The organism is Streptomyces sp. NPDC001852, from assembly GCF_042891825.1.
Lineage (GTDB): Bacteria > Actinomycetota > Actinomycetes > Streptomycetales > Streptomycetaceae > Streptomyces.
In genome coordinates this window covers 213,775-236,910 of sequence record NZ_JBIATN010000007.1, presented here as the reverse complement: position 1 = coordinate 236,910, position 23,136 = coordinate 213,775, and the positions used below count along the sequence as shown (strand labels likewise).

At 71.2% G+C, this 23,136-nt stretch carries 22 protein-coding genes; 16 read left to right on the top strand and 6 right to left on the bottom strand.

Translation table 11 applies throughout. The annotated features are described in order from the left end of the window. Positions 1–7 precede the first annotated feature (7 nt). A complete protein-coding gene (locus ACFYZB_RS15000) occupies positions 8–1,411 on the top strand; it encodes a dipeptidase (RefSeq protein WP_388758438.1) in 1,404 nt (467 codons plus the stop codon). 145 nt (positions 1,412–1,556) lie between these two features. Further along, entirely contained in the window at positions 1,557–2,501 is a 945-nt protein-coding gene (nudC, locus tag ACFYZB_RS14995; protein ID WP_351208015.1) for an NAD(+) diphosphatase, read from the top strand. 89 nt (positions 2,502–2,590) lie between these two features. Here nudC and ACFYZB_RS14990 read toward each other — a convergent pair whose 3' ends face one another. After that, a complete protein-coding gene (locus tag ACFYZB_RS14990) occupies positions 2,591–2,833 on the bottom strand; it encodes a mycoredoxin (RefSeq protein WP_030649619.1) in 243 nt (80 codons plus the stop codon). A 203-nt stretch (positions 2,834–3,036) separates the two neighbouring features. Between ACFYZB_RS14990 and ACFYZB_RS14985 the strand changes: the two genes are divergently transcribed. The 5 genes from ACFYZB_RS14985 (at position 3,037) to ACFYZB_RS14965 (ending at position 6,928) form a co-directional block, all read left to right on the top strand. Continuing rightward, on the top strand, positions 3,037–5,232 hold the full coding sequence (locus ACFYZB_RS14985; protein WP_388758435.1) for an ATP-dependent DNA helicase UvrD2: 2,196 nt from the start codon (positions 3,037–3,039) through the stop codon (positions 5,230–5,232). A gap of 165 nt (positions 5,233–5,397) precedes the next feature. Continuing rightward, entirely contained in the window at positions 5,398–5,718 is a 321-nt protein-coding gene (locus tag ACFYZB_RS14980) for a hypothetical protein (protein WP_388758433.1), read from the top strand. 172 nt (positions 5,719–5,890) lie between these two features. Next, on the top strand, positions 5,891–6,259 hold the full coding sequence (locus ACFYZB_RS14975; RefSeq protein WP_023546912.1) for a WhiB family transcriptional regulator: 369 nt from the start codon (positions 5,891–5,893) through the stop codon (positions 6,257–6,259). After that, positions 6,256–6,579 (top strand): hypothetical protein, encoded by a 324-nt coding sequence (locus tag ACFYZB_RS14970; RefSeq protein ID WP_388758431.1) that lies wholly within the window; start codon positions 6,256–6,258, stop codon positions 6,577–6,579. Before ACFYZB_RS14975 ends, ACFYZB_RS14970 begins: the two co-directional genes overlap by 4 nt. A 136-nt stretch (positions 6,580–6,715) precedes the next feature. Further along, the gene (locus ACFYZB_RS14965) at positions 6,716–6,928 is read left to right on the top strand and encodes a hypothetical protein (protein WP_388758429.1); all 213 of its coding nucleotides are present in this window, start codon (positions 6,716–6,718) and stop codon (positions 6,926–6,928) included. 197 nt (positions 6,929–7,125) lie between these two features. Here the strand turns inward: ACFYZB_RS14965 and ACFYZB_RS14960 are convergent, their stop codons facing one another. Together ACFYZB_RS14960 and ACFYZB_RS14955 are read right to left on the bottom strand one after the other, a co-directional pair. After that, positions 7,126–8,505 (bottom strand): ABC1 kinase family protein, encoded by a 1,380-nt coding sequence (locus ACFYZB_RS14960; RefSeq protein ID WP_388758427.1) that lies wholly within the window; start codon positions 8,503–8,505, stop codon positions 7,126–7,128. Beyond that, positions 8,498–9,712 (bottom strand): TOMM precursor leader peptide-binding protein, encoded by a 1,215-nt coding sequence (locus ACFYZB_RS14955; protein WP_388758426.1) that lies wholly within the window; start codon positions 9,710–9,712, stop codon positions 8,498–8,500. Before ACFYZB_RS14955 ends, ACFYZB_RS14960 begins: the two co-directional genes overlap by 8 nt. Before the next feature lie 327 nt (positions 9,713–10,039). Here ACFYZB_RS14955 and ACFYZB_RS14950 point away from each other — a divergent pair, with 327 nt between their 5' ends. The 4 genes from ACFYZB_RS14950 (at position 10,040) to ACFYZB_RS14935 (ending at position 13,998) form a co-directional block, all read left to right on the top strand. Beyond that, on the top strand, positions 10,040–10,636 hold the full coding sequence (locus tag ACFYZB_RS14950; RefSeq protein ID WP_388758424.1) for a M48 family metallopeptidase: 597 nt from the start codon (positions 10,040–10,042) through the stop codon (positions 10,634–10,636). Positions 10,637–10,765: 129 nt separating this feature from the next. Further along, entirely contained in the window at positions 10,766–12,532 is a 1,767-nt protein-coding gene (locus tag ACFYZB_RS14945) for a TerD family protein (protein ID WP_388758422.1), read from the top strand. 12 nt (positions 12,533–12,544) lie between these two features. Next, positions 12,545–13,225, top strand: coding sequence for an AIM24 family protein (locus ACFYZB_RS14940; protein ID WP_388758420.1), 681 nt, complete (start codon positions 12,545–12,547; stop codon positions 13,223–13,225). A 17-nt stretch (positions 13,226–13,242) separates the two neighbouring features. After that, a complete protein-coding gene (locus ACFYZB_RS14935; protein WP_388758418.1) occupies positions 13,243–13,998 on the top strand; it encodes an AIM24 family protein in 756 nt (251 codons plus the stop codon). Between the two features lie 55 nt (positions 13,999–14,053). Here the strand turns inward: ACFYZB_RS14935 and ACFYZB_RS14930 are convergent, their stop codons facing one another. Beyond that, positions 14,054–14,575, bottom strand: a complete 522-nt coding sequence (locus ACFYZB_RS14930) for an NUDIX hydrolase (RefSeq protein WP_388758416.1) — start codon at positions 14,573–14,575, stop codon at positions 14,054–14,056. Further along, positions 14,572–16,014, bottom strand: a complete 1,443-nt coding sequence (locus ACFYZB_RS14925; protein ID WP_388758414.1) for a zinc-dependent metalloprotease — start codon at positions 16,012–16,014, stop codon at positions 14,572–14,574. The genes ACFYZB_RS14930 and ACFYZB_RS14925 overlap by 4 nt, the downstream gene beginning before the upstream one ends. 191 nt (positions 16,015–16,205) lie before the next feature. On the opposite strand from ACFYZB_RS14925, the gene ACFYZB_RS14920 reads away from it, so the two are divergent. From ACFYZB_RS14920 to ACFYZB_RS14905, 4 genes are all read left to right on the top strand, one after another. Beyond that, positions 16,206–17,318, top strand: coding sequence for an SDR family oxidoreductase (locus ACFYZB_RS14920; RefSeq protein WP_351208028.1), 1,113 nt, complete (start codon positions 16,206–16,208; stop codon positions 17,316–17,318). A gap of 121 nt (positions 17,319–17,439) precedes the next feature. Continuing rightward, complete coding sequence (locus ACFYZB_RS14915; RefSeq protein ID WP_388758412.1) at positions 17,440–17,901, top strand: molybdenum cofactor biosynthesis protein MoaE; 462 nt, start codon at positions 17,440–17,442, stop codon at positions 17,899–17,901. 165 nt (positions 17,902–18,066) lie between these two features. Further along, complete coding sequence (locus ACFYZB_RS14910; RefSeq protein ID WP_351208030.1) at positions 18,067–18,240, top strand: hypothetical protein; 174 nt, start codon at positions 18,067–18,069, stop codon at positions 18,238–18,240. 50 nt (positions 18,241–18,290) lie between these two features. Continuing rightward, positions 18,291–19,388, top strand: coding sequence for a PDZ domain-containing protein (locus tag ACFYZB_RS14905; RefSeq protein ID WP_388758410.1), 1,098 nt, complete (start codon positions 18,291–18,293; stop codon positions 19,386–19,388). A gap of 108 nt (positions 19,389–19,496) precedes the next feature. Here ACFYZB_RS14905 and ACFYZB_RS14900 read toward each other — a convergent pair whose 3' ends face one another. Then, positions 19,497–20,039 carry a PPA1309 family protein gene (locus tag ACFYZB_RS14900; RefSeq protein WP_351208032.1) on the bottom strand — a complete coding sequence of 181 codons (543 nt, stop codon included), beginning with the start codon at positions 20,037–20,039 and terminating at the stop codon, positions 19,497–19,499. A 164-nt stretch (positions 20,040–20,203) separates the two neighbouring features. Between ACFYZB_RS14900 and ACFYZB_RS14895 the strand changes: the two genes are divergently transcribed. After that, a complete protein-coding gene (locus ACFYZB_RS14895) occupies positions 20,204–23,122 on the top strand; it encodes a UPF0182 family protein (RefSeq protein WP_388758598.1) in 2,919 nt (972 codons plus the stop codon). Positions 23,123–23,136: the final 14 nt, after the last annotated feature.

Below are 23,136 nucleotides of genomic sequence, written 5' to 3'. Positions count from 1 at the left end.
CGTGAACATGAGCCAGACCCCGGACAGCGCCGTCCGCACGTACATCGAGCAGCACCGCGCCGCCTTCCTCGACGACCTCGCCGCATGGCTGCGCATCCCCTCCGTGTCGGCCCAGCCCGATCACGCGCCCGACGTACGGCGCAGCGCCGACTGGCTCGCCGCCGAACTCAAGGAGACCGGCTTCCCGACCGCCGAGGTCTGGCCGACCGCCGGCGCCCCGGCCGTGTTCGCCGAGTGGCCCTCGGGCGGCCCCGAGGCGCCCACCGTCCTCGTCTACGGCCACCACGACGTGCAGCCCGCCGCCCCCGAGGACGGCTGGGACAGCGACCCCTTCGAGCCGGTCGTCCGCGGAAACCGGCTCTACGCGCGCGGGGCGGCCGACGACAAGGGCCAGGTGTTCTTCCACACACTCGGCGTCCGCGCCCACCTCGCCGCCACCGGCCGCACCGCCCCCGCGGTCAACCTGAAGCTGCTGATCGAAGGCGAGGAGGAGTCCGGATCCCCGCACTTCCGGGCCCTCGTCGAGGAGCACGCGGAACGGCTCGCGGCCGACGTCCTGATCGTCTCCGACACCGGCATGTGGTCCGAGGACACCCCGACCGTCTGCACCGGCATGCGCGGCCTCGCCGAGTGCGAGATCCGGCTGTACGGCCCCGACCAGGACATCCACTCCGGCTCCTTCGGCGGTGCCGTGCCCAACCCGGCCACCGCCGCCGCCCGCCTGGTCGCCGCCCTGCACGACGAGCACGCGCGCGTGGCGATCCCCGGCTTCTACGACGGCATCGTGGAACTGACCGACCGCGAGCGCGAGCTGTTCGCCGAGCTGCCCTTCGACGAGGAGCGCTGGCTGGACACCGCCAAGTCCCGCGCCACCCTCGGCGAGGCCGGGTACAGCACCCTCGAGCGCATCTGGGCACGCCCGACCGCCGAGGTCAACGGCATCGGCGGCGGCTACCAGGGCCCCGGCAGCAAGACGATCATCCCGTCCTCGGCCATGCTCAAGCTGTCCTTCCGGCTGGTCGCCGGCCAGGACCCCGACCACCTCGAGAAGGCCGTCCGTGCCTGGGCCGGCGCACAGGTGCCCACCGGGATCCGGTACGAGATCGACTTCGGCGCGGCCACCCGCCCGTGCCTGACGCCGCTCGACCACCCCGCCCTGCAGTCCGTGGTCCGCGCCATGAGCCGCGCCTTCGAGAAGTCCGTCCGCTTCACGCGCGAGGGCGGCTCCGGCCCCGCCGCCGACCTCCAGGAGGTCCTCGGCGCCCCCGTCCTCTTCCTGGGCATCTCCGTCCCCTCCGACGGCTGGCACGCCCCGAACGAGAAGGTCGAGCTGGACCTCCTCCTCAAGGGCGTCGAGACCAGCGCCTACCTGTGGGGTGACCTGGCCGAGCACTGGCGTCCCGCGCCCTGACCGGCCGGCGCCGCACGGGACGGCATCGCGCGCGGGGCACACTGGAAGGACCGTCCCACCCGCGCCCGGCCCGGTGCCCTCCCGCCCACGTCCCGCCGAACCGCCCGCCGAACGAACCGCTGCACTGGGGGAGTTGGAAGCACCCGTGACCACCTGGACCGACGACACAGCCGATCGACCCATCTCGCTGACCGCCCCGAGCGGCATCGACCGCGCCGCCCACCACCGGCTCGACGAGGCCTGGCTCGCGGCGGCGTGGAGCCACCCCACGACCCGCTGCTTCGTGGTCTCCGGCGGCCAGGTGCTCATAGACGAGACACCGGACGGCCGGACCGAGCTCGTCATGACGCCCTCCTTCGAGGCCCCGCTCACCGAGGCACACCGCTACTTCCTCGGCATCGACGAGGAGGGCGTCAGCTACTTCGCGCTCCAGAAGGACGCGCTGCCCGGACGCATCGACCAGTCGGCGCGCCCGGCGGGCCTGCGCGAGGCCGGCCTGCTCCTGTCGCCCCGCGACACGGGCCTCATGGTGCACGCGGTCGGTCTGGAGAACTGGCAGCGCACCCACCGCTTCTGCTCGCGCTGCGGCGAACGCACGGTCATCGCCGCCGCCGGCCACATCCGCCGCTGCCCGGCCTGCGGCGCCGAGCACTACCCGCGCACCGACCCGGCCGTGATCATGGCCGTGACCGACGCGGACGACCGCATCCTGCTCGGCCGCCAGGTCCACTGGCCCGAGGGCCGCTTCTCCACGCTCGCCGGTTTCGTCGAACCCGGCGAGTCGATCGAGCAGGCGGTGCGCCGCGAGGTGTCCGAGGAGGTCGGCGTCACCGTCGGCACCGTGGAGTACGTGGCCAGCCAGCCCTGGCCCTTCCCGTCCAGCCTGATGCTCGGCTTCATGGCCCGCGCCACCTCCACCGACATCGACGTCGACGGCGACGAGATCCACGAGGCCCGCTGGTTCTCCCGGGAGGAACTGCACGACGCCTTCGAGTCCGGCGAGGTGCTGCCGCCCTACGGCATCTCCATCGCGGCCCGCCTGATCGAGATGTGGTACGGCAAGCCGCTGCCGACGCGCAGCTTCATGTGAGACACAGAGCTTCCTCCCGGACGCAGCAGGGCGGCCCCCGAGAGCTCGGGGGCCGCCCTGCTGCGGTCACCGCGGAAACCCGCGGAGCGTCATGCGGCGAGCTTCTGCTTCACCTGGGCGAGCGACGGGTTCGTCAGCGTGCTGCCGTCCGCGAAGAGCACGGTCGGGACCGTCTGGTTTCCGCCGTTCGCCTTCTCCACGAAAGCGGCGGACTCGGGGTCCTGCTCGATGTTGATCTCGGTGTAGGCGATGCCCTCCCGGTCCAGCTGGCTCTTCAGCCGCCGGCAGTAGCCGCACCAAGTCGTGCTGTACATCGTCACAGTGCCCTGCATGTCTCTCGCGCTCCTCAGGCAGCTCGGTAAATCGTCCAGGGGAAGAACGTACGCGAGCCGTCCGCCATTCCCGGCAGGCGTGTCCACAGGCGACGGTGGCGCCTGCGCCACCGCCTGTGGCGTCTGCCGCATTGGTACGACTATCTGGGCACGCCTGTGGACAACCGGCACGGCAGTCCCGCACGACCTGGCAGCATGGCGGTGTGACAGCAGCAACGCACTCCACCCTCTTCCCGCAGACACCGGACTCGGCCGACGCGGTGCTCGAAGGGCTCGACCCCGAGCAGCGCGCGGTGGCCACCGCCCTGCACGGTCCGGTGTGCGTCCTGGCCGGAGCCGGCACCGGCAAGACGCGGGCGATCACGCACCGCATCGCCTACGGCGTACGCGCCGGCATCCTCCACCCCTCCAGCGTGCTCGCCGTCACCTTCACCAACCGTGCCGCCGGAGAGATGCGCGGCCGGCTGCGCCAGCTCGGCGCACACGGCGTCCAGGCCCGCACCTTCCACTCCGCCGCCCTGCGCCAGCTCCAGTACTTCTGGCCGAAAGCGATCGGTGGCGGCATGCCCCGTCTCGTCGACCGCAAGATCCAGCTCGTCGCCGACGCGGCCGCAAGCCTGGGCACCCGGCTCGACCGGGGTGAGCTGCGGGACGTCACCGCCGAGATCGAATGGTCCAAGGTCACCCAGACCATCCCCGCCGACTACCCGTACGCGGCCGCGAAGGCCGGCCGTGAGGCCCCCCGCGACCCCGCCGAGATCGCCCACCTCTACGCGGCCTACGAAGACCTCAAGCGCGACCGCGCCGTGATCGACTTCGAGGACGTCCTGCTGCTGACCGTCGCGATCCTGCAGGACCGGCACGACATCGCCGAACAGGTCCGCGCGCAGTACCAGCACTTCGTCGTCGACGAGTACCAGGACGTCAGCCCCCTGCAGCAGCGGCTGCTGGACCTCTGGCTCGGCGACCGCGACAACCTGTGCGTCGTCGGCGACGCCAGCCAGACCATCTACTCGTTCACGGGAGCAACGCCCGACCACCTCCTCGACTTCCGCACCCGGCACCCCGGCGCCACCGTCGTCAAACTCGTCCGCGACTACCGCTCCACCCCCCAGGTGGTCCACCTCGCCAACGGCCTGCTGGCCCAGGCCCGCGGCCGCGCCGCCGACCACCGGCTGGAACTCGTCTCCCAGCGCTCCGCAGGCCCCGAACCCGTCTACACCGAGTACACCGACGAGCCGGCCGAGGCCGAAGGCGCCGCCCGCCGCATCCGCGAACTGATCGACGCGGGCGTCCCCGCCGCCGAGATCGCCGTCCTCTTCCGTACGAACGCCCAGTCCGAGACCTACGAGCAGGCCCTCGCCGACGCCGGCGTCCCCTACCAGTTGCGCGGTGCCGAGCGCTTCTTCGACCGGCCCGAGGTGCGCAAGGCGGGCATCGCCCTGCGCGGCGCGGCCCGCTTCGGCGGCAACGACTCCCTGCTGGACGACGCCGTGGACCTGCCCTCCCAGGTGCGTGCCGTCCTGTCCGGGGAGGGCTGGACCATCGAGCCACCGGCCGGCTCCGGCGCCGTGAGAGAGCGCTGGGAGTCCCTCGCCGCCCTGGTGAGCCTCGCCCACGACCTCGCCGCCGCCAGACCCGGCGCCACCCTCGGCGACTTCGTGGCGGAGCTCGACGAGCGCGCGAACGCCCAGCACGCCCCGACCGTCCAGGGCGTCACCCTCGCCTCCCTGCACGCCGCCAAGGGCCTGGAGTGGGACGTCGTCTTCCTGGTCGGCGTCGCCGAGGGCATGCTGCCCATCACCTACGCCAAGACCGACGAGCAGACCGAGGAGGAACGCCGGCTGCTCTACGTCGGCGTCACCCGGGCGCGGGAACGGCTCCACCTCTCCTGGGCGCTGTCCCGGTCACCCGGCACCCGCCCCAACCGCAGGCCCAGCCGCTTCCTCGACGGACTGCGCCCGGGCACCACGCCCACCGTCGGCCGCACCGGCGCCGCCGCCACGGCAGGCATCGAGCGCGGGAGCACCACCGGAACCATCGCCGCCCCACGGCGTACCCAGCGCACCCCCGCCCGCTGCCGGGTCTGCGGCCGCACGCTCACCGACGCCGGCGAGATGAAGCTGATGCGCTGTGAGGACTGCCCCTCGGACATGGACGAAGGGCTCTACGAACGGCTGCGGGAATGGCGGGCCGTCCAGGCCGAGCACAGCGGACAGCCCGACTTCTGCGTCTTCACCGACCGCACGCTGATGGCCATCGCCGAGGCCCGGCCCGAGACTTCCGCAGAGCTCTCCCGCATCCCAGGCGTCCTCAGCCGCAAGCTGCGCAGCTACGGAACCGACGTTCTCGCCATCTGCGCAGGCCACGAGGCCGGGGAAGCCGACGAGGACGACTGATGCGAACTCGTCGAAAAAATAGTTTGCGCATGCCCCAGCAATCCCCATAGGTTCTAGGCACGGATGCAGCGGCCTTCTCGAAGACCCCGCCTCCGTGATGTACTTGCATACCCGAACGGACTGGTTCACCCCAGTCCCCTGAGACGCCGAGAGGAGGCGAGTCCAGTGATCAGCATCAACACCAGCACCATCAGCACGGCCAAACTGACCGATCGCTCGACCGTCTCCCTGTGCATGCTCGGCGCCTCCCACCAGGGCACCGGTGTGTCCGGCATTCGTGCCGACCGTCCGGCGTCCTCCCACGCTCTCGCGGGCCTTCCCGTCCGTGAGCGCAATGAGCGACCGACCAAGGCACTGGAAGCGGTAGCGGCACAGGCACAGGCCTATGCCTTTGCGGCGGCCGGTGCCGGATTCCGGAAGCAGACGACGCAGCACCACCTGATGTGGGCCTTCCGTGGGCCAGAACCCTGGAGTGATCCAGCCTGATCCGATCAGGCCGGCGCCTTCAGGGCCGCGGAACCCCATCCGGGATCCGCGGCCCTTCTGTTTTCCCCGAACGGGGACGACGGAGCGAAGGGGCCTCGGGACAAGAAAAGAACCCGGTACCAAGCCGACACCCGGTCAACCGGCCGGAACGACCAGACGAGGAAGACCAACCGTGCAACTCGAAGCGCACGCCCCGTCCGTACCGCCTTCGCAAACGATCCCCCCGCCCGGCCTCACGGAGGACTCCACCTTGACCCCCCTCACCGCGCTCACCGCGCTCGACGACGCCATCGAGAACCTCGGCGTACCCGTCCCCTGCCGCTCCTACGACCCGGAGGTCTTCTTCGCCGAGTCGCCGGCGGACGTCGAGTACGCCAAGTCCCTCTGCCGCACCTGCCCGCTGATCGAGGCCTGCCTCGCCGGCGCCAAGGAGCGGCGTGAGCCCTGGGGCGTCTGGGGTGGCGAGCTGTTCGTCCAGGGTGTCGTCGTCGCCCGGAAGCGGCCGCGTGGCCGCCCGCGGAAGAACCCGGTCACGGCATGAACACCGCAGGAACGATCGACCGTCCCCTCACGCACGACCCCCAGAAGCAGGCCCCGATGAAGCCGTCCACCAGCGAGCCCGCAGGCTCCGCGACCGAAGACGTCACCACCACCGGCGCGACCGAAGCGCGCCAGAACAGGACCCGAGAGATGCAACTCATGCAAGAAGCCCTGGCTCGTGCGCATATGCACGAGCGACTCCATGACGCCGTGCACGAACGCCGGGCCATGCGCCTGGCGGTCGCCCAGCGGATGCAGCGCCGGGCCGAGCGTGCCTCGCGGCGCGCCCGGCGCGCGCTCGCCATGGCGGTCATGCAGTAACGATCACACCGTCAGAAGCGGTGGCCTCCCGGTCAGGGAGGCGAAGCCTTCGCCCGCGGGGGCCGGTCCGACGAACGGACCGGCCCCCGCGGTGCGTTGTACGGCGATCCGCCGCGTGCGGAGTTATCGTCGCCAGGTGACGAGTCTTCCCGGAGGAAGTGATCAGGGCGGCTCCACCTCGGAGCGCCGTGTGCTCGTGTGCGCCCGCTGCGGCACCCCCGCCGACGGCCCCCCGCCGGCCACCTGGACCTGCTCCGTGGAGAACGGCGTCCGCCAGTACTTCTGCGACACCTGCTCAAGGGAGAACCTGAGGGCGATCGAGGGGCGGCTGGACTCGTCCTGGTGGTGAGCCTCGTTCGGGGGCCCTCCCCCCTCCCCCCTCCCCCTCCCTCCCCACCTCCAACGAACCCGGGTCACACCCGATTGCAGGCATCCGGGTCACCCACGGTCACCCGGGTCACCCCTTTCCAGGCGCCCGGGAACCCGATTCCAGGCACCCCGGTCACCCATTTCAGGCACCGGGACACCCCTTTCAGGCACCCCGGATCACGCCTCCGCCGCAGACTCCTCCTCGGTCAGTTCGTCACCAGGCGCGTCGAGGACGAATCCCGGCAGCCACTCCTCCAGTTCCTCGCGGAGCCGTACTGTCGCCCCCAGCTGGCACAGCACCCCGATGGTGCTCAGGGTCACCCGGTGGATCAGCAGATAGGCGGGCGGCAGGTTGAGCCGCTTGCCCAGCTGGTAGGCGGGGGAGCGGGGATCGGCGATGCGGGCGGCCTGGTTGCGCATCCAGGTGCGGTTGAAGCTGAACGCCTCGACCCGGGCCGGTTCGATGATCGGCAGCAGGTAGTCGAGGACCGCGTCGGGGTCCAGCTCTATGGACTCCTTCACGAATCCTTCCTCGCAGAGGAGTTCGTAGACCGTCTCGGCCTCGCCGTCCAGCGTCATGCGGAGCGAGATGCCGATCGGTGCCGGCAGACCGCCGGGCAGCCGGTCGACCGTGCCGAAGTCCAGGACGCCCAGGCGCCAGTCGTCCTCGCCGGCCGGGCCGCCGGGCAGCAGCCGGAAGTTGCCGGGATGCGGGTCGGCGTGCAGCAGGCCGGTGCGGGCCGGGCCCGAGAAGAGGAACCGGGCGAGGAGCTGGCCGGCGCGGTCGCGCTGCTCCGGGGTGCCGTCCGAGATCACCTCCGACAGCGGGATGCCGTCGATCCACTCGGTGACCAGGATCTGCTCGCACTGGTGCACCACCGCCGGGACCACCACGTCCGGGTCGTCGGCGAACTCCTCCGCGTGAACGGTCTGGGCCTGTGCCTCCAGAGCGTAGTCCAGCTCCTCGGAGACGCGGTCCCTCAGCTCCGCGATGAGCGGCTTGAGGTCCATGCCGGGAATCAGCGGCCCCAACAGGCGGGCGAAGCGGCTCAGTTGGCCCAGATCGGAGAGCAGGGCCTCGCCGGCGCCCGGGTACTGCACCTTGACCGCCACCTCACGGCCGTCGTGCCACACCGCCCGGTGCACCTGCCCGATGGAGGCCGCGGCGGCCGGCTTGTCCTCGAACTCCTCGAACAGATCGCGCCAGTCCGGACCGAGCCGCTCCGCGAGCACCGCGTGCACCGTGCGGGTCGGCATGGGCGGCGCCGCCTCCTGGAGTTTGGTCAGGGCGGCTCGGTAGGGTCCGGCGATCTCCTCGGGCAGCGCTGACTCGAAGACGGACAGGGCCTGCCCGAACTTCATCGCACCGCCCTTGAGCTCGCCCAGCACCTTGAACAGCTGCTCCGCCGTGCGCTGTTGCAGTTCACGACCGACGATCTCCGCGGACTCGCCCACGATCCGCTTGCCCAGCCCCCAGGTCGCCCGGCCGGCGATGCCGAGCGGGAGCGCGGCGAGCTTGGCGGTACGGGTGACCGCCTTCCGGGGAAGATCAGACATGCGCCCTCCAAGTCCCTGTCGGCCGCGTCGCGCCCGCTGTGCGTCGCCGCTCCGTCGACGGCCGTTGCACCGCCATTGTCTCGCGCGCTTCGCCGCCCGATGAGGAGTGCTCCGCTTTGGGTCTTTCCGCAGCGCCGCACCCGCATGCCGGATGCGGCCGGACCGGTCGCGCGTGCCAGTGCAGGCCGGGTGTTGACACCTCCCAGCGGGTGCCCGCAATGGAGGGCGACCCCCCGTCCAGGAAGGCGAGCGCGTGCGCCGAGGCCAGGCCGGCGACCGCCGTGGCCAACGTCAGATCGCAGGCCCCGACCCGGCGGGCCCTGGCGCACCGCCACTGGGCGGTCAGTCGCGGCCAGGCCGGGTCGCGGTCCCCGCGGTCGAGGTGCAGGCAGCCTGCGCAGCCCGACTCGCCGGGCAGGACGAGCGGTCCGACGATTCCGGTGCCCTCGACGACGCCGGCGTACAGGTGGGGCGTCCCGGAGGCCATGAGCGGCTCGGCTTCGGCCGGGTCCGGTGCGTGCACGGCGACGTCGTCCCGGGGGGTGAGGACCACCAGGGAGAGCCCGGGGTCCCGGGCGCCGGATCCGGGGGAGTGGGCGCGGCGCGGTGGGCGGTCGGGTGCCGCACGGCGCACGGCGGCCCGCGCCGCCGTGTCCCGGCGCTCGCCGAGTGACTCGGGGGGCAGCCCGCCCGGCGCCACGTCCCACGGCTCCACGTGCCCCACGTCGCGCACGTCGACCTCGCCGACCCCGGCGCCCGACAGGGTGGAGGCGAGCACCGCGCCGACCCGTCCCGCGCCCCGCACCTGCACGCGCAGTGCGCGGCGGGCGGCGAGCCGGGCGAGCGCGCCGCCGGGCTCGGCCGTGGTCAGGGACAGCGCGGCGAGGTCGGGGCGCAGCCGTCGCAGGACGTCCGTCCTGGCGCGCAGCGCGTCGGCGGCCCGGCCGCCGCCGCGCGCGTCGTCGACCAGGCCCGCGCGGGTCAGCCGTGCCAGGAGGGTGTCGACATGGCCGGACGGGAGCCGCATGCGGCGGCCCTCCGCGCGGAGCAGTGGCAGTGCGCGGGTGCCGTTGAGCAGATCCAGGAAGCCGTGTGTCGCCGGATCCATCGGTCCCAGTGTCAGGGCGTGCGCCGGGGTCATCCCGAACTGCACGGTCTCGCGATCACGCCAGCCGCGCCGTAGCGCGGGCTTCATCACCGGATGCATGACTGGCCCCCGTATCCCTTGACAGCATCGTGAACATCTCGGCGCCGGTGGAACCGGTCACGTTCCTCCGACGCCTGCAAGCATGCCGCGCCGGGCCGCCCGGCGCCGAGAGTTATCCACAGGTTGGGGGTGTTCGTCATATAAGAGGGTCGGGAGAAGTGTGTCAAAGCGGACACGTGGATCCCGTGAAACAGACACGCGGAGCCCCGTAAACCGGATGTGCGGATCAGTCGTAGGAATCATAGGAATCAAACGCATGGTGGGGGATCGGCATCGAACCGTTCGGGAGCCGGGACTTCGGCCACGCCCAGCGGGTAACGTCGGGGCGTGCCCGCCGACCCACTGCACCGCGCCGGAAAGCCACAGCGCAGCACGACGAGCCAGCCACCCGGCGGCTCGGGGGCGAGCGCGATCGAGGTCCGCAGGAGTTCCCGGCGCCGCCGGACGGTCTCCGCGTACCGCGAGGGCGATCGCACCGTCGTACTGATCCCCGCCCGGATGTCGAAGGCGGAGGAACAGCGCTGGATCACCGTCATGCTCGACAAACTCGCCGCCCAGGAGAGCCGGCGGGTTCTCGGCGACGCCGAGCTCGCCGAGCGTGCCGAGCGGCTGTCGGACCAGTACTTCGACGGCCGGGCCCGTCCCGCCTCCGTACGCTGGGTCACCAACCAGAACACGCGCTGGGGTTCGTGCACCCCGGCGGAGGGCAGCATCCGGCTCTCGCACCGGCTGCAGGGGATGCCGGAGTACGTCGTCGACTACGTCCTCTGCCATGAGCTGGCCCATCTGCTGGTCCCCGGTCACGGGGCGGACTTCTGGCGGCTGCTGGAGGCATATCCGCGCACCGAGCGGGCCCGTGGCTACCTCGAAGGGGTGGTCGCCGCGGAACGGCTGCCGCATGTGCCCGGGGTGCGCGGGGAGTGAGCCCGGCGCTGTCCGTCCTCCTCCGGGTGCGGTTGTGTACCGGGTCTGTACCGGCTGCGTCCGCCGTCGGACTTTGCCGTTAGCCTGGCGCGACGCACTCACATTCGGGATGGGGGACGGTCGTTACGCATGGCCAGGGAATTCCAACGCGGCCACAAGGCCAGGATCAGTGACCTGACGGCGGGCACGGATCTGTACGTAGGCGTGCAGATCTCCGCACCCGGGCTGACCTTCGACATCAGCTGCTTCGGTCTGGACGCCGACGAGCGCCTCTCGGACGACCGGTACTTCGTCTTCTTCAACCAGCCGAAGTCCCCCGAGGAGTCCATCCAGCTGCTGGGTGCCCAGGCGGGCGACACCGAGTCGTTCCGGGTCACCCTGGACCGGATCCCGTCGCACATCCGCAAGCTGTCCTTCACGGCGACCGTCGACGGCGCCGGGCAGATGTCGCAGATCGCCCCCGGCTACCTGCGCATCGTGGCGGGCGGCGAGGAGGTCGCGCGGTACGCGTTCAACGGCGCGGAGTTCTCCACCGAGCGGGCCGTGATGCTCGGCGACATCTACCTGAAGGACGTGTGGCGGTTCGCCGCCGTCGGACAGGGCTTCGACGGCGGTCTGGAGGCGCTGCTGAAGAACTTCGGCGGCGAGGTGCTGGAGGAGGAGGCGCCGGCCGCCCCGCAGCAGCCGCAGACCGGTGCCGTCCCCGGCTTCGCCCCGCCCGCCCAGGCCGCGACCCCGCCCCCGTTCGCCGCCCCGCCCGCCCCCGCGCCGGCTGCCGCGCCCGCTCCGGCACCTGCGCCTGCCGCTCCCGCGCCGCAGCCCGCCGCCCAGGGCTTCGCCCCGCCGTCAGGAGCCACGCCCCCGCAGGGCTTCACCCCGCCGCCCGGCCAGACCCCGCAGAGCCACACGCCGCCCCCGCCCCACGCACCGGCCCCGGCGCCCGCGCCGAACGTGCACGCCGCGCCGACGGTCATCGCTCCCCTGACCCCGCCCGCCGGTGGCACCGTCCCGCCGCCGGCCCCGGCACCCGCACCGTACGGCCAGCCCCCGCATCAGCCGTACGGCCAGCCGCCCCAGCAGCACTCCTACGGCGGCCAGGCGACCGCGCCGATGCCCCCGGGCTACGGCCAGCAGCCGCCCTCCTACGGCGGTCATCCCGCCCCGCCGATGTCCCCGGGCTACGGGCACCAGCAACCCGGCGGCCACGGCGTGCCGCAGGGCGCCCCGCAGGGCGGTGCCGGTGTGGCGGCCGCGCTGCACATGTACAAGGAGACGCCGACCGGGCAGCGCTGGACGCAGCAGAACAAGAAGCTCATCCGCGTCGACCTCGGCATCGGCGGGCAGCCCGTGCTGGCCAGGCAGGGCAGCATGGTGCTCTACCAGGGCAAGGTCGACTTCGGCTACAAGGGCGCCGGATTCGCCGGACGGATCGTCGGCCACGCCACCGGCCAGGAGATGCAGCTGATGCGCTGCACCGGCAACGGCCAGGTGTTCCTCGCCGAGAACTCCACCCATCTGCACCCCGTCGAGCTGCAGGGCGACGCGATCTGCGTCTCCGCCGAGAACGTCCTCGCCTTCGACGAGAGCCTGCACCACGAGGTGCGCCGCATCGAGGGCCACGGCATCCCCGGTGGGGCGCTGTTCACCATGCAGTTCCAGGGCACCGGCACGATCGTCGTCAAGACGCACGGCACGCCCGTGGTCCTGCCGGTCACGCCGACCACCTTCGCCGACTGCAACGCGGTCGTCGCCTGGTCGGCCGCCTCCCAGGTGATCGTCTCCAGCCAGGTCCGCATGCGCCGCAACGCCTACCCGGGCGACACCGGCGAGAGCGTCAACCTCCAGTTCCGGGGCGCGCCCGGCAACTTCATCGTCGTCCAGCCGTACGAGGTCTAGAGGGAGCCCGTCATGAACCAGCCGCTCGCGGGCTACGCCCCCGCACCCGTCACCGCCCGCATGGAGAACCACGGCAGCCACATGCTGAAGGTCGCCATGCAGACCGGAAACGACCTCCTCGCGCGCGTGGGCTCGATGGTCGCCTACGAAGGCTTCGTCCAGTACGAGCCCAACCCGCCGGCCGTCCGCCAGATCGCCCGCGACTGGATCACCGGCGAGGGCGCGCCGCTGATGAAGTGCACCGGGGACGGCCTGCTCTACCTCGCCGACTACGGTGCGAACGTCGTCGTGATCAACCTCAACGGCGACGGCATCTCCGTCAACGCCACCAACCTGCTCGCCTTCGACGCGCACCTCAGCTGGGGCGTGGAACGGGTCAAGGGGCTCGCGAAGTTCGCCGGGCAGGGCCTGTGGAACACGAGGATCTCCGGGCAGGGCTGGGTCGCGCTGACCTCCCGCGGCGAGCCGATCGTCGTCGACTGCGGCGGCGGTGAGGACGAGACGTACGTCGACCCGGACGCGCTCGTCGCCTGGTCGCCGAACCTGAAGGTGAAGGGCAAGCGCAGCTTCAAGGCGCAGTCGCTGATCGGCCGGGGCAGCGGTGAGGCCTACCAGATGGCGTTCTCCGGTCAGGGCATCGTCGTCGTCCAGCCCAGCGAGGACAGCACCGACCGCATCCGGATCCGGGGCTGAGGGGGAGTCAGTAAGCCATGCAGAGCCCGCTTTTCGCGCACAACGACCTCCAGACCCAGGAACGCTGGAGCCTGCAGAACGCGCAGCTGCTCCGCGTCACCCTGGAGGGCCATGACGACATCCTCGCCCGCAAGGGCGCCATGGTCGCCTACCAGGGGCTGATGGAGTTCGACGCCGAGTACCAGAGCAACAACCAGGCACGCGCGCGTGCGTACACCGGCGAGGGCCTGGACCTGATGCGCTGTCACGGGCAGGGCACGGTGTATCTCGCCAACCTCGCCCAGCACGTGCACATCATGGATGTCGAGCAGGACGGCCTGACCGTCGACAGCTCCTACGTCCTCGCCACGGACTCCTCGCTGCACCACGAGGTCATCGCCGTCGACAGCCTCTACGGCATCTCCGGGTCCGGCAAGTACCAGCTGAACATCACCGGACGCGGCAAGGTCGCCCTGATGACCTCGGGCGCGCCGCTGCTGATGCAGGTCACACCGGACAGGTACGTCAACTGCGACGCGGACGCGATCGTCGCCTGGTCCACCGGGCTGCGCGTGCAGATGCAGGCCCAGACCCATTCCTCCGGAGTGTGGCGCCGGCGCGGCAACACCGGTGAGGGCTGGGAGCTGAGCTTCATGGGTTCCGGGTTCGCGCTGGTCCAGCCCAGCGAGCTGCTGCCGCCGCAGAACGCGGTGATCGGGCAGGGTCTCGCCGCGCAGTTCGGCATGGGGCAGCACGGGGCGCGGGGACAGAACCAGGGCAACGTCTGGAGCTGACCGTCCAGGAAACAAACGTAAGGGGCGGCCGCTCATGCGGACGCCCCTTACACGTTCAGAGCCTGGCGCGTGTCGCCTCCAGCAGGCGTACGACCGACTCGTCGGCCACCGCCGCCACCTCGTCGTAGGCGAACCAGCGCAGGTCGAGGGACTCGTCGCTGATCGTGTGCTCGGCGTCCGCGGGGGCCAGGGCCGCGTACTGGACGTCGTAGTGCCAGTGGCACGGCGCCGGGATCGGATGCCGGTCCAGGCGCACCGGGCCGCCGGGCAGCAGGGTCAGCCCCAGGACGCCGGACTCCTCCGTGGCCTCGCGCAGGGCCGCGGCGGCGAGCGAGGCGTCGCCCGGCTCGCAGTGGCCGCCCATCTGCAGCCACATCCGCAGCTTCCTGTGCAGCGTGAGCAGTACCCGGCCGCGCCCGGGATCGACCACCAGGGCGCTCGCCGTGACATGGCCCGCGTGGCAGGCCTTCCACATGCCGTCCGGGTGGGCCGCCAGATGGTCCAGGTAGTCCTGGCGCAGCTCGTCCTGGTCCTCGTACCCCTTCAGCACGAGGACCGCGTCGTCATGCAGGCTCACTCGGTGTCGTCGCCCTCGCCGTCGTCGTCCTTCTTGCGCAGGTCCGGCTTGCCCTGCGAGCCGCCGGCGGCCTCGCCCAGCATCTTGTCCAGCTCGGAGAAGTCCAGCTGCTCGCGGTGCACGAAGCCGTCCGGGTCGTCCAGGTCGGTCGCCGTCGGCAGCATGTCCGGGTGGGCCCACAGGCCGTCCCGGCCGTCGACCCCGCGCGCGTCCGTGAGCGAGGCCCACAGACGGGAGGCGTCGCGCAGCCGGCGCGGGCGCAGCTCCAGACCGATTAGCGTGGCGAACGTCTGCTCGGCGGGGCCGCCCGTGGCCCGGCGGCGGCGCAGGGTCTCGCGCAGGGCGTCGGCGGACGCCAGACGGGGCTTCGCGGCCGCGTGGACCACCGCGTCCACCCAGCCCTCGACGAGCGCCAGAGCGGTCTCCAGACGGGCCAGGGCGGCCTTCTGCTCCGGGGTGTCCTCCGGCTGGAACATGCCCTGCTGGAGTGCGTCCTGCAGTTGCTCGGGGTTCTGCGGGTCGAACTGGCCGACCACGTCCTCCAGCTTCGCGGTGTCGACCTTGATCCCGCGCGCGTACCCGTCGACCGCGCCGAACAGGTGCGAGCGCAGCCACGGCACATGCGCGAACAGACGCTGGTGGGCGGCCTCGCGCAGGGCCAGGTACAGCCGCACCTCCTCCTGCGGCACGCCGAGGTCCTTGCCGAAGGCCTCCACGTTGGCCGGGAGCAGCGCGGCCTTGCCGGCCGGGCCGAGCGGCAGACCGATGTCGGTGGACCCGACGACCTCGCCCGCGAGCACGCCGACGGCCTGCCCGATCTGGGTGCCGAACATGGCGCCGCCCATCGAGCGCATCATGCCGATCAGCGGGCCCGCCATGGCCTGCATCTCCTCCGGCAGGACGTCGCCCATGGCGGCGCCGACCCGCTCGGCGACCGGGTCGACCAGCTCCTGCCAGGCGGGCAGGGTCGCCTCGACCCACTCCGCACGGGACCAGGCGACCGCCGAGGCGGAGCCCGATGGCAGGGACGTCGCGTCGTCCAGCCACAGGTCGGCCAGGCGGACGGCCTCCTCGACCGCCCTGCGCTCGGCCGGGCCGACGCTCGCGTCCTTCGTGCCGTCCGGGCTGCCCTGGGCGACCGTCTGGCGGGCGATCTGCTTGGCCATGTCCCAGTTCACCGGGCCGCCCTCGTAGGAGAGCATCTGGCCCAGCTGCTGGAACGCGGCGCCCAGGTCGGTGGGGTTCAGCGACCCGAACATCGCTGCGAGCGGATTGTCGGCGCCGGGGCCGCCAAAGCCTCCGGCTCCGGGCAGGCCGCCGAAGCCGAACGGGTTGGCCGGTCCCTGCCCACCACCGCTCTGCTGGTCCTTCTTCTTGCCCTCGTCGCCGTCCTCCGGCTCCTCCGGCGGAAGACCGAAACCGAATGGGGTGTCACTCACGGGATTCCTCGGCTGGTAAGGCCGCCGGTTCTCTCCGGCGGCGCGGCTGCCCGACAACACCACCCAGCGTAGACACCCGGACCCGATCGGGCCTCGGTGCTTCACCCACGGAAGGCCTGCGGCAGGATGGATACACCTGGTACGTACGCGTCACTCGCGCCCGTACTGAAGACAACCGCTGGAGACGCCCGGTGAGTTCCCCAGATCCGCAGGTTCGCGCAGCGCGAAACCCTTCAACCCCTCCCGCGGTGCGCGGACCCGTCGTCGCGGTCACCGGCGCCGCCACCGGTGTCGGCGCCCTGCTCACCGAGCGGCTCGCCGCCTCCGAGGAGGTCAAGCAGGTCATCGCGATCGACGAGCGGCGCGGCGAGTGCGCCGAGGCGCAGTGGCACATCCTCGACGTCCGCGACCCTGCCATCGCGGACAAGCTGCGGGGCGCCCACGTGGTCGTCCACCTCGCGCTCGACCTGGACCTGGAGACCGATCCGGCCGCTCGCACCGCTTACAACGTCCGGGGGACGCAGACCGTGCTGACCGCCGCCGCGGCGGCCGGCGTGCACCGGGTCGTGCTGTGCACCTCGGCCATGGTCTACGGCGCGCTGCCGGACAACGAGCTGCCCCTTTCGGAGGACGCCGAGCTGCGCGCGACCGCCGAGGCCACCGGGGTGGGCGACCTGCTGGAGATCGAGCGGCTGGCCCGGCGGGCGCCGCGCGCGCACCCGGGGCTGAACGTCACCGTCGTACGGCCCGCGGTGCTGGTCGGGGGCACGGACACCGCCCTGACCCGGTACTTCGAGTCGCCGCGGCTGCTGGTCGTCGCCGGGTCGCGGCCCGCGTGGCAGTTCTGCCACGTCGAGGACCTGTGCAGTGCCCTGGAGTACGCCGTCCTGGAGAAGGTCGACGGGGAACTGGCCGTCGGCTGCGACGGGTGGCTGGAACAGGAGGAGGTCGAGGAGCTCAGCGGGATCCGGCGGATGGAGCTGCCGTCGGCGGTGGCGCTGGGCGCGGCGGCCCGGCTGCACCGGATCGGGCTCACGCCGTCACCGGCGGGGGATCTGGCGTACACGATGTACCCGTGGGTGGTCAGCGGGAGCCGGCTGCACGACGCCGGGTGGCGGCCTCGGTGGACCAACGAGGAGGTCCTCGCGGAGCTGCTGGAGGAGGTCTCCGGGCGGCACACGGTGGCCGGACGGCGCCTCGGGCGCAAGGACGCGACGGCCGCGGGCGCCGCGGGAGCCACGGTGGCGCTGCTCGGCGCCGCCGCTGTGGTCCGGCGCGCCCGGAAGGCCCGGCGGCGCGCGTGAGCCGGGTGGGCGGGGTGCCGCCGGGCCCCCGCCACGTCGTAGGACACTCCAAACGTCCCCGCGCGCGTGCCTGGTGAATCTCGTATTCCCCGCTGTCACAGGCGTGCGGCACGATGGGGGCATGGCACACGCGAACGAGCACCCCGGTGAGCAGGCGGCGCAGGATCCCATCAAGCTGATCGGTGTCCGGGAGACCGCCCTCTCCGTGGACGAGGTGTTCCGGGCCGTCGGGGACGACGCGGCCGGGGGCATCGCCCTGTTCGTGGGGACCGTCCGCAACCACGACGCGGGTGCGGACGTGGACGCGCTCGGGTACTCCTGCCATCCCAGTGCCGAGGCCGAGATGCGACGGATCGCCGAGAAGGTGGTGGCCGCCTATCCGGTGCGGGCGCTGGCCGCCGTGCACCGGGTGGGGGACCTGCGGATCGGGGATCTCGCCGTGGTCGTCGGCGTCGCCTGTCCGCACCGGGCCGAGGCCTTCGACGCCTGCCGCAAGCTGATCGACGACCTCAAGCACGAGGTGCCCATCTGGAAGCACCAGAGGTTCTCCGACGGCACGGAGGAATGGGTGGGGGCCTGCTGACGGCTGCCGCGGCCCCGCCTCGCTCCCACCCGCACTCCTGCGTCACTCGGAGCACATGGACGACTCCATGTTGCGTAACCGGCACCCTCGCGTGAGCGTTGTCAGTGCGGATGGTTAATCTGCTGATCAGTCAGTTGCGGACGCTCGTGGCGTTGGGAGGTCGGCATGGGGGCGCTTGTCTGGCTGCTGATTCCGCTTGTGGCCGCGATCGGCGGCGGACTGTGGGGCAGTTGGGCCAATCGGACTCGTAAGGTGCGCGGCGACGGGCCGGAGCTGGACGGCTATGCCCGGTTCCGCGAGGCCATGGAGAGATCCCACACGGGTGCCGGCGGCGCGTGACGGGGGTGCCCTGACGGTGCGCTGACAGAGGCGTCCCGTACTGTCGTGGCATGCCACGCCGCACCGCGACGATGCTCGCCTCCACCCTCATGCTGATCGCGCTCCTGTGCGCGGGAGTGCTCATCCCCGTGCCGTACGCGGAGATGTCTCCCGGCCCGACCGTGAACACGCTCGAGGACCATGACGGCGAGCCGGTGCTGCAGATCTCCGGGCACAGGACGTACCCGACCGACGGCCACCTGAACATGACGACCGTCCGGGTGACCAGCGCGGACTTCCGCATGAACCTGGTACAGGCCGTCTACGGCTGGCTGGACCCCGACACCAAGGTCGTCCCGCACGACACGCTCTACCCGAGCGGGACGACCGAGGAGCAGTCCTCACAGCAGAACGCCGAGGAGTTCAGCCAGTCCCAGGAGAGCGCCAAGGTCGCCGCACTGAAGGAACTGGGCATCCCGGTGAAGTCCTGGGTGATCGTCTCCACCGTCATCAAGGGCTCACCCGCCGAGGGCCGGCTGCACGCCGGTGACGTGATCAAGGCCGTCGACGGCACGGTGGTGAAGCAGCCCTCCGACGTCGCCAAGCTCGTCACCAAGCACAAGCCCGGGCAGAACGTCGTCTTCACCGTCGTGCCCGTCAAGGACCAGGCCGCCGCCGAGAAGGCACACCGGACGGCGGCGAAGACGCAGGACGTCACCCTCACCACCAAGCCCTCCGACGACACCGGGCCCAAGCGCGCCATCGTCGGGATCTCGGCCGGGACCGACCACACCTTCCCGTTCAGCATCGACATCAAGCTCGCCGACGTCGGCGGGCCCAGCGCCGGTCTGATGTTCGCCCTCGGCATCTACGACAAGCTGACTCCGGGCAGCCTGACCGGCGGCAAGTTCGTCGCCGGCACCGGCACCATCGACGACGACGGCACCGTCGGGCCGATCGGCGGCGTCGAGATGAAGACCGTCGGCGCGCGCGACAGGGGCGCCCAGTACTTCCTGACGCCCGCCGACAACTGCGCCGCCGCCGCCAAGGACACCCCGAGCGGGCTGAAGCTGGTCAAGGTCAGGACGATCGGGGACGCGCTCGACGCCCTGAAGGACATCCGCAGCGGTAACACCGCGGCGCTGCCCCAGTGCACCACCAAGGGCTGAGCGGCACGCACGCGCGACGGTGACACACGGCTGGGGGCGCCCCTCGCGGCAGGGGCGCCCCCATCGCCGTACCGAACCGGGCGGGGCCGCGCGGCGAAGCGGGCGGGGTCAGTCCTCGAACGTCGCCGCCAGGGCCTCGGCCAGGCCCGGCACCAGGTCGGGGCCGGTCAGGACCTCCGTCGGGGAGTCCTTCTCACGCAGCCGCAGCGCCGACTCGCGGCCGCCGTCGCGCAGCACCGCGACCGTCATGCGGACCTCCTGCCGCTCGGGGTGCTCGGCGACCCACCTGGTCAGCTTGGCCTCGCTCAGGTTCTTCGGGACCTGCGCCTCGGCGGACGGCGGCAGCATCAGGCGCTCCACCGAGAGCGCGCAGCCGACCACCGCGTCGGGCCAGGCGATGGTGCCGAGGAAGTCGTCCAGCGGCTTGCCGGACGGGATCTCGTCCTGCTCGATCGGGGTGAGACCGGTGGAGGCGGACTCGTCCTCAAGGCCCAGCTGGGCCGCGAGCGCGGGTTCCTGAGCCCGTAGCCGTGCGGTGTCGACAAGGGCGAAGAGGCGGGCGGGCTGGTCCCAGCCGAGGCCGGAGACGTACTCGTCGATCTCGAGTACGGCCCGGGTGAGCGGGCTCGCTGCCATGGGAGTGTTGGACATGGTCACAATCCTGCCTCGTTCCCCGCCCGAATCGGGAACCGAGCAAAGCGTGAGTAAGTTGCATAGGTGTGGGTCCGCGATCACGGGGGGCCACGGCGGGTCCGCGAACACGAGGGCCTGACGGATCGACAGCGAACTTCGAGGTGCGCACCTTGGCTTTCCAGATGCCGGACCGCGGCGGAGGCCCGACGGGGCCGCGGATCAGAGCGGGACGACCGTCCCGCGGTGTCCGGACCCTGCTGATGACGCTGGGCGTCCTGGCCGTCCTCGGCATGGCGTTCACCATGTTCGCGGGCTTCTGGACGGACTGGCTGTGGTACCGGTCGGTGCACTACTCGTCGGTGTTCACGACCACACTGTGGACCAAGATCGGCCTCTTCTTCGTCTTCGGTGTGCTGATGGCGGTCGCGGTGGGGGTCAACATCTGGCTGGCGCACCGGCTGCGGCCCCCGCTGAGCGCCATGTCCATGGAGCAGCAGAGCCTCGACCGCTACCGGATGGGCATCGCGCCGTACAAGAAGTGGCTGCTGCTCGCCGTCACCGCGCTCGTCGGGCTGATCGCCGGCGCCTCCGCGGCCGGCCAGTGGCGGACCTGGCTGATGTGGGTCAACGGCGTGCCCTTCCACCAGAAGGATCCCCAGTTCCACCTCGACGTCTCCTTCTACGCCTTCGATCTGCCCTGGTACCGCTTTCTGCTCGGCTTCGGCTTCGCCACCGCCATCCTGTGCCTGATCGCCGCCGCGCTCACGCACTATCTGTACGGCGGGCTGCGCGTCACCAGCCCCGGCGCGAAGGCCACCGCCGCCGCGACCGGGCACCTGTCGGTGCTCCTCGGCGTCTTCGTCGCCCTCAAGGCGGTCGCCTACTGGCTCGACCGGTACGGCCTGGCCGTCAAGTCCAGCGACTTCAAGGCGACCGGCCAGTGGACCGGCCTGCGCTACGTCGACGCCAACGCCTATCTGCCGGCGAAGACGATCCTGTTCTGCATCGCCGTCATCTGCGCGCTGCTGTTCTTCGCCACACTGTGGCGGCGCACCTGGCAGCTGCCGGTCATCGGCTTCGGCCTGATGGTCCTGTCGGCCGTCCTGATCGGCGGCCTGTACCCGGCGATCGTGCAGAAGTTCCAGGTCCAGCCCAACGAGCAGGCCAAGGAAGCCCCGTACGTCCAGAAGAACATCGAGGCCACCCGCGAGGCGTACGGCATCGACGACACCAAGGTCACCGAGTACGCCGGCAAGTCCACGGCCACGGACAGGCCCAGGCTGCGCAGTGACGCGGACGCCGCGGCGAGCATCCGGATCATGGACCCGAACATCGTCTCGCCGACGTTCCAGCAGGCGCAGCAGATGAAGAAGTACTACGCCTTCCCGACCAACCTGGACGTCGACCGGTACTCCGCGAAGGACGGCGCGGACGCCACGGCGCAGGACACGGTCATCGGGCTGCGCGAGCTGAACCTGGACGGCGTCCCGAGCAACAACTGGATCAACGACCACTTCCGCTACACGCACGGTTACGGCGTGGTCGCCGCCAAGGGCACCGAAGCCGACGACCAGGGCCAGCCGGTCTTCACCGAGTCCGGCCTGCCGTCCAAGGGCGACCTCGGCGCGTGCCAGCAGGGCGTCTACTACGGCGAGAAGACCACCACGTACTCCATCGTCGGCGGACCGCAGCAGGAGGTCGACTACTCGAGGGACGACGGCACCGAGAAGACCACCAGGTACACCGGCAAGAGCGGCGTCAACCTCGACAATCCGATCAACCGGGCCGCGTACGCGGTGGCGTTCAACGAGCCGCAGATCCTCTACTCCGGCGCGATCGGCAAGGGCTCGCGGATCCTGTACAACCGCACGCCCAAGGAGCGCGTGGAGGCGGTCGCTCCCTGGCTGACCATCGACGGGGACGCCTACCCGGCGGTCGTGGACGGCCACATCCAGTGGATCGTCGACGCGTACACCACGTCGAACGGCTACCCGTACTCCTCCCGTACGACCCTGGGCGACACGACGGCCGACTCGCTCACCGCCGCCAACAACAACCGCGCGGTGGTGGCCCAGCAGAACCAGGTCAACTACATCCGCAACTCGGTGAAGGCGACCGTCGACGCGTACACCGGCGAGGTCAGGCTGTACCAGTGGGACACCCAGGACCCCGTGCTGAAGACCTGGATGAAGGCGTTCCCGGGCACGGTGCAGCCGAAGAACGCCATCTCCAAGGACCTGCTGGCCCATCTGCGCTATCCGCAGGACCTGTTCAAGGTCCAGCGCGAACTGCTCTCCCGCTACCACGTGACGGACGCGCAGACGTTCCTCACCGGCAGCGAGGTCTGGCAGGTGCCCGACGACCCGACCAACGACTCGGGCAGCGCGGTGCCGCCGTACTACCTGAGCATGAAGATGCCGGACCAGAGCAGGCAGACGTTCTCGCTGACGACGACGTTCACGCCGAACGGCCGGGACAACCTCAGCGCGTTCATGGCGGTCGACTCCGACCCGGGCACCAGTGACTACGGCAAGATCAGAATCCTGAAACTGCCGACCAGTACGACGGCCGACGGTCCCAAACAGGTGCAGAGCCAGTTCAACTCCCGGCCGGACATCGCCGAGACGATCAGCCTGCTCACCCGCGGGCACTCCAAGGTCGAGTACGGCAATCTGCTGACCGTACCGCTGGACGGCGGGCTGCTGTACGCGGAGCCGGTCTACGTCCTCGGCGGCAAGCTGAAGTACCCCCTGCTGGGGAAGGTGCTGGTCACCTACAACGGCAAGACGGCGTTCGAGGACACCCTCGACGAGGCGCTCAACAAGGTGTTCGGCGTGGAGGGTTCGACCACCACGCCACCGGACACCGGCACCACCAACCCGCCGTCGTCCACCAACCCGACAGTCCAACAGGCCCTGGCCGACGCGCAGAAGGCGTACGACGCGGGGCAGAAGGCCCTGCAGGGGACGAACGGGCCGGACTGGGCCGCGTACGCCAAGGCCCAGAAGGACCTGAAGGACGCGCTGCAGCGGGCGCAGGAGGCGGAGGCCAGGGCCGGCCAGTCCGGCGGCGGCAAGAACGGGAGCGGGAAAAAGAGTTGATCAAGCGCACCCCG

Bases quoted from the DNA above. Each gene is read 5' to 3' on its own strand.
- ACFYZB_RS15000 (WP_388758438.1), top strand. From the start codon at position 8: ATGAGCCAGACCCCGGACAGCGCCGTCCGCACGTACATCGAGCAGCAC.
- ACFYZB_RS14990 (WP_030649619.1), bottom strand. From the start codon at position 2,833: ATGCAGGGCACTGTGACGATGTACAGCACGACTTGGTGCGGCTACTGC.
- ACFYZB_RS14970 (WP_388758431.1), top strand. From the start codon at position 6,256: ATGAACACCGCAGGAACGATCGACCGTCCCCTCACGCACGACCCCCAG.
- ACFYZB_RS14960 (WP_388758427.1), bottom strand. From the start codon at position 8,505: ATGTCTGATCTTCCCCGGAAGGCGGTCACCCGTACCGCCAAGCTCGCC.
- ACFYZB_RS14955 (WP_388758426.1), bottom strand. From the start codon at position 9,712: ATGCATCCGGTGATGAAGCCCGCGCTACGGCGCGGCTGGCGTGATCGC.
- ACFYZB_RS14945 (WP_388758422.1), top strand. From the start codon at position 10,766: ATGGCCAGGGAATTCCAACGCGGCCACAAGGCCAGGATCAGTGACCTG.
- ACFYZB_RS14940 (WP_388758420.1), top strand. From the start codon at position 12,545: ATGAACCAGCCGCTCGCGGGCTACGCCCCCGCACCCGTCACCGCCCGC.
- ACFYZB_RS14935 (WP_388758418.1), top strand. From the start codon at position 13,243: ATGCAGAGCCCGCTTTTCGCGCACAACGACCTCCAGACCCAGGAACGC.
- ACFYZB_RS14915 (WP_388758412.1), top strand. From the start codon at position 17,440: ATGGCACACGCGAACGAGCACCCCGGTGAGCAGGCGGCGCAGGATCCC.
- ACFYZB_RS14910 (WP_351208030.1), top strand. From the start codon at position 18,067: ATGGGGGCGCTTGTCTGGCTGCTGATTCCGCTTGTGGCCGCGATCGGC.
- ACFYZB_RS14905 (WP_388758410.1), top strand. From the start codon at position 18,291: ATGCCACGCCGCACCGCGACGATGCTCGCCTCCACCCTCATGCTGATC.
- ACFYZB_RS14900 (WP_351208032.1), bottom strand. From the start codon at position 20,039: ATGTCCAACACTCCCATGGCAGCGAGCCCGCTCACCCGGGCCGTACTC.
- ACFYZB_RS14895 (WP_388758598.1), top strand. From the start codon at position 20,204: ATGCCGGACCGCGGCGGAGGCCCGACGGGGCCGCGGATCAGAGCGGGA.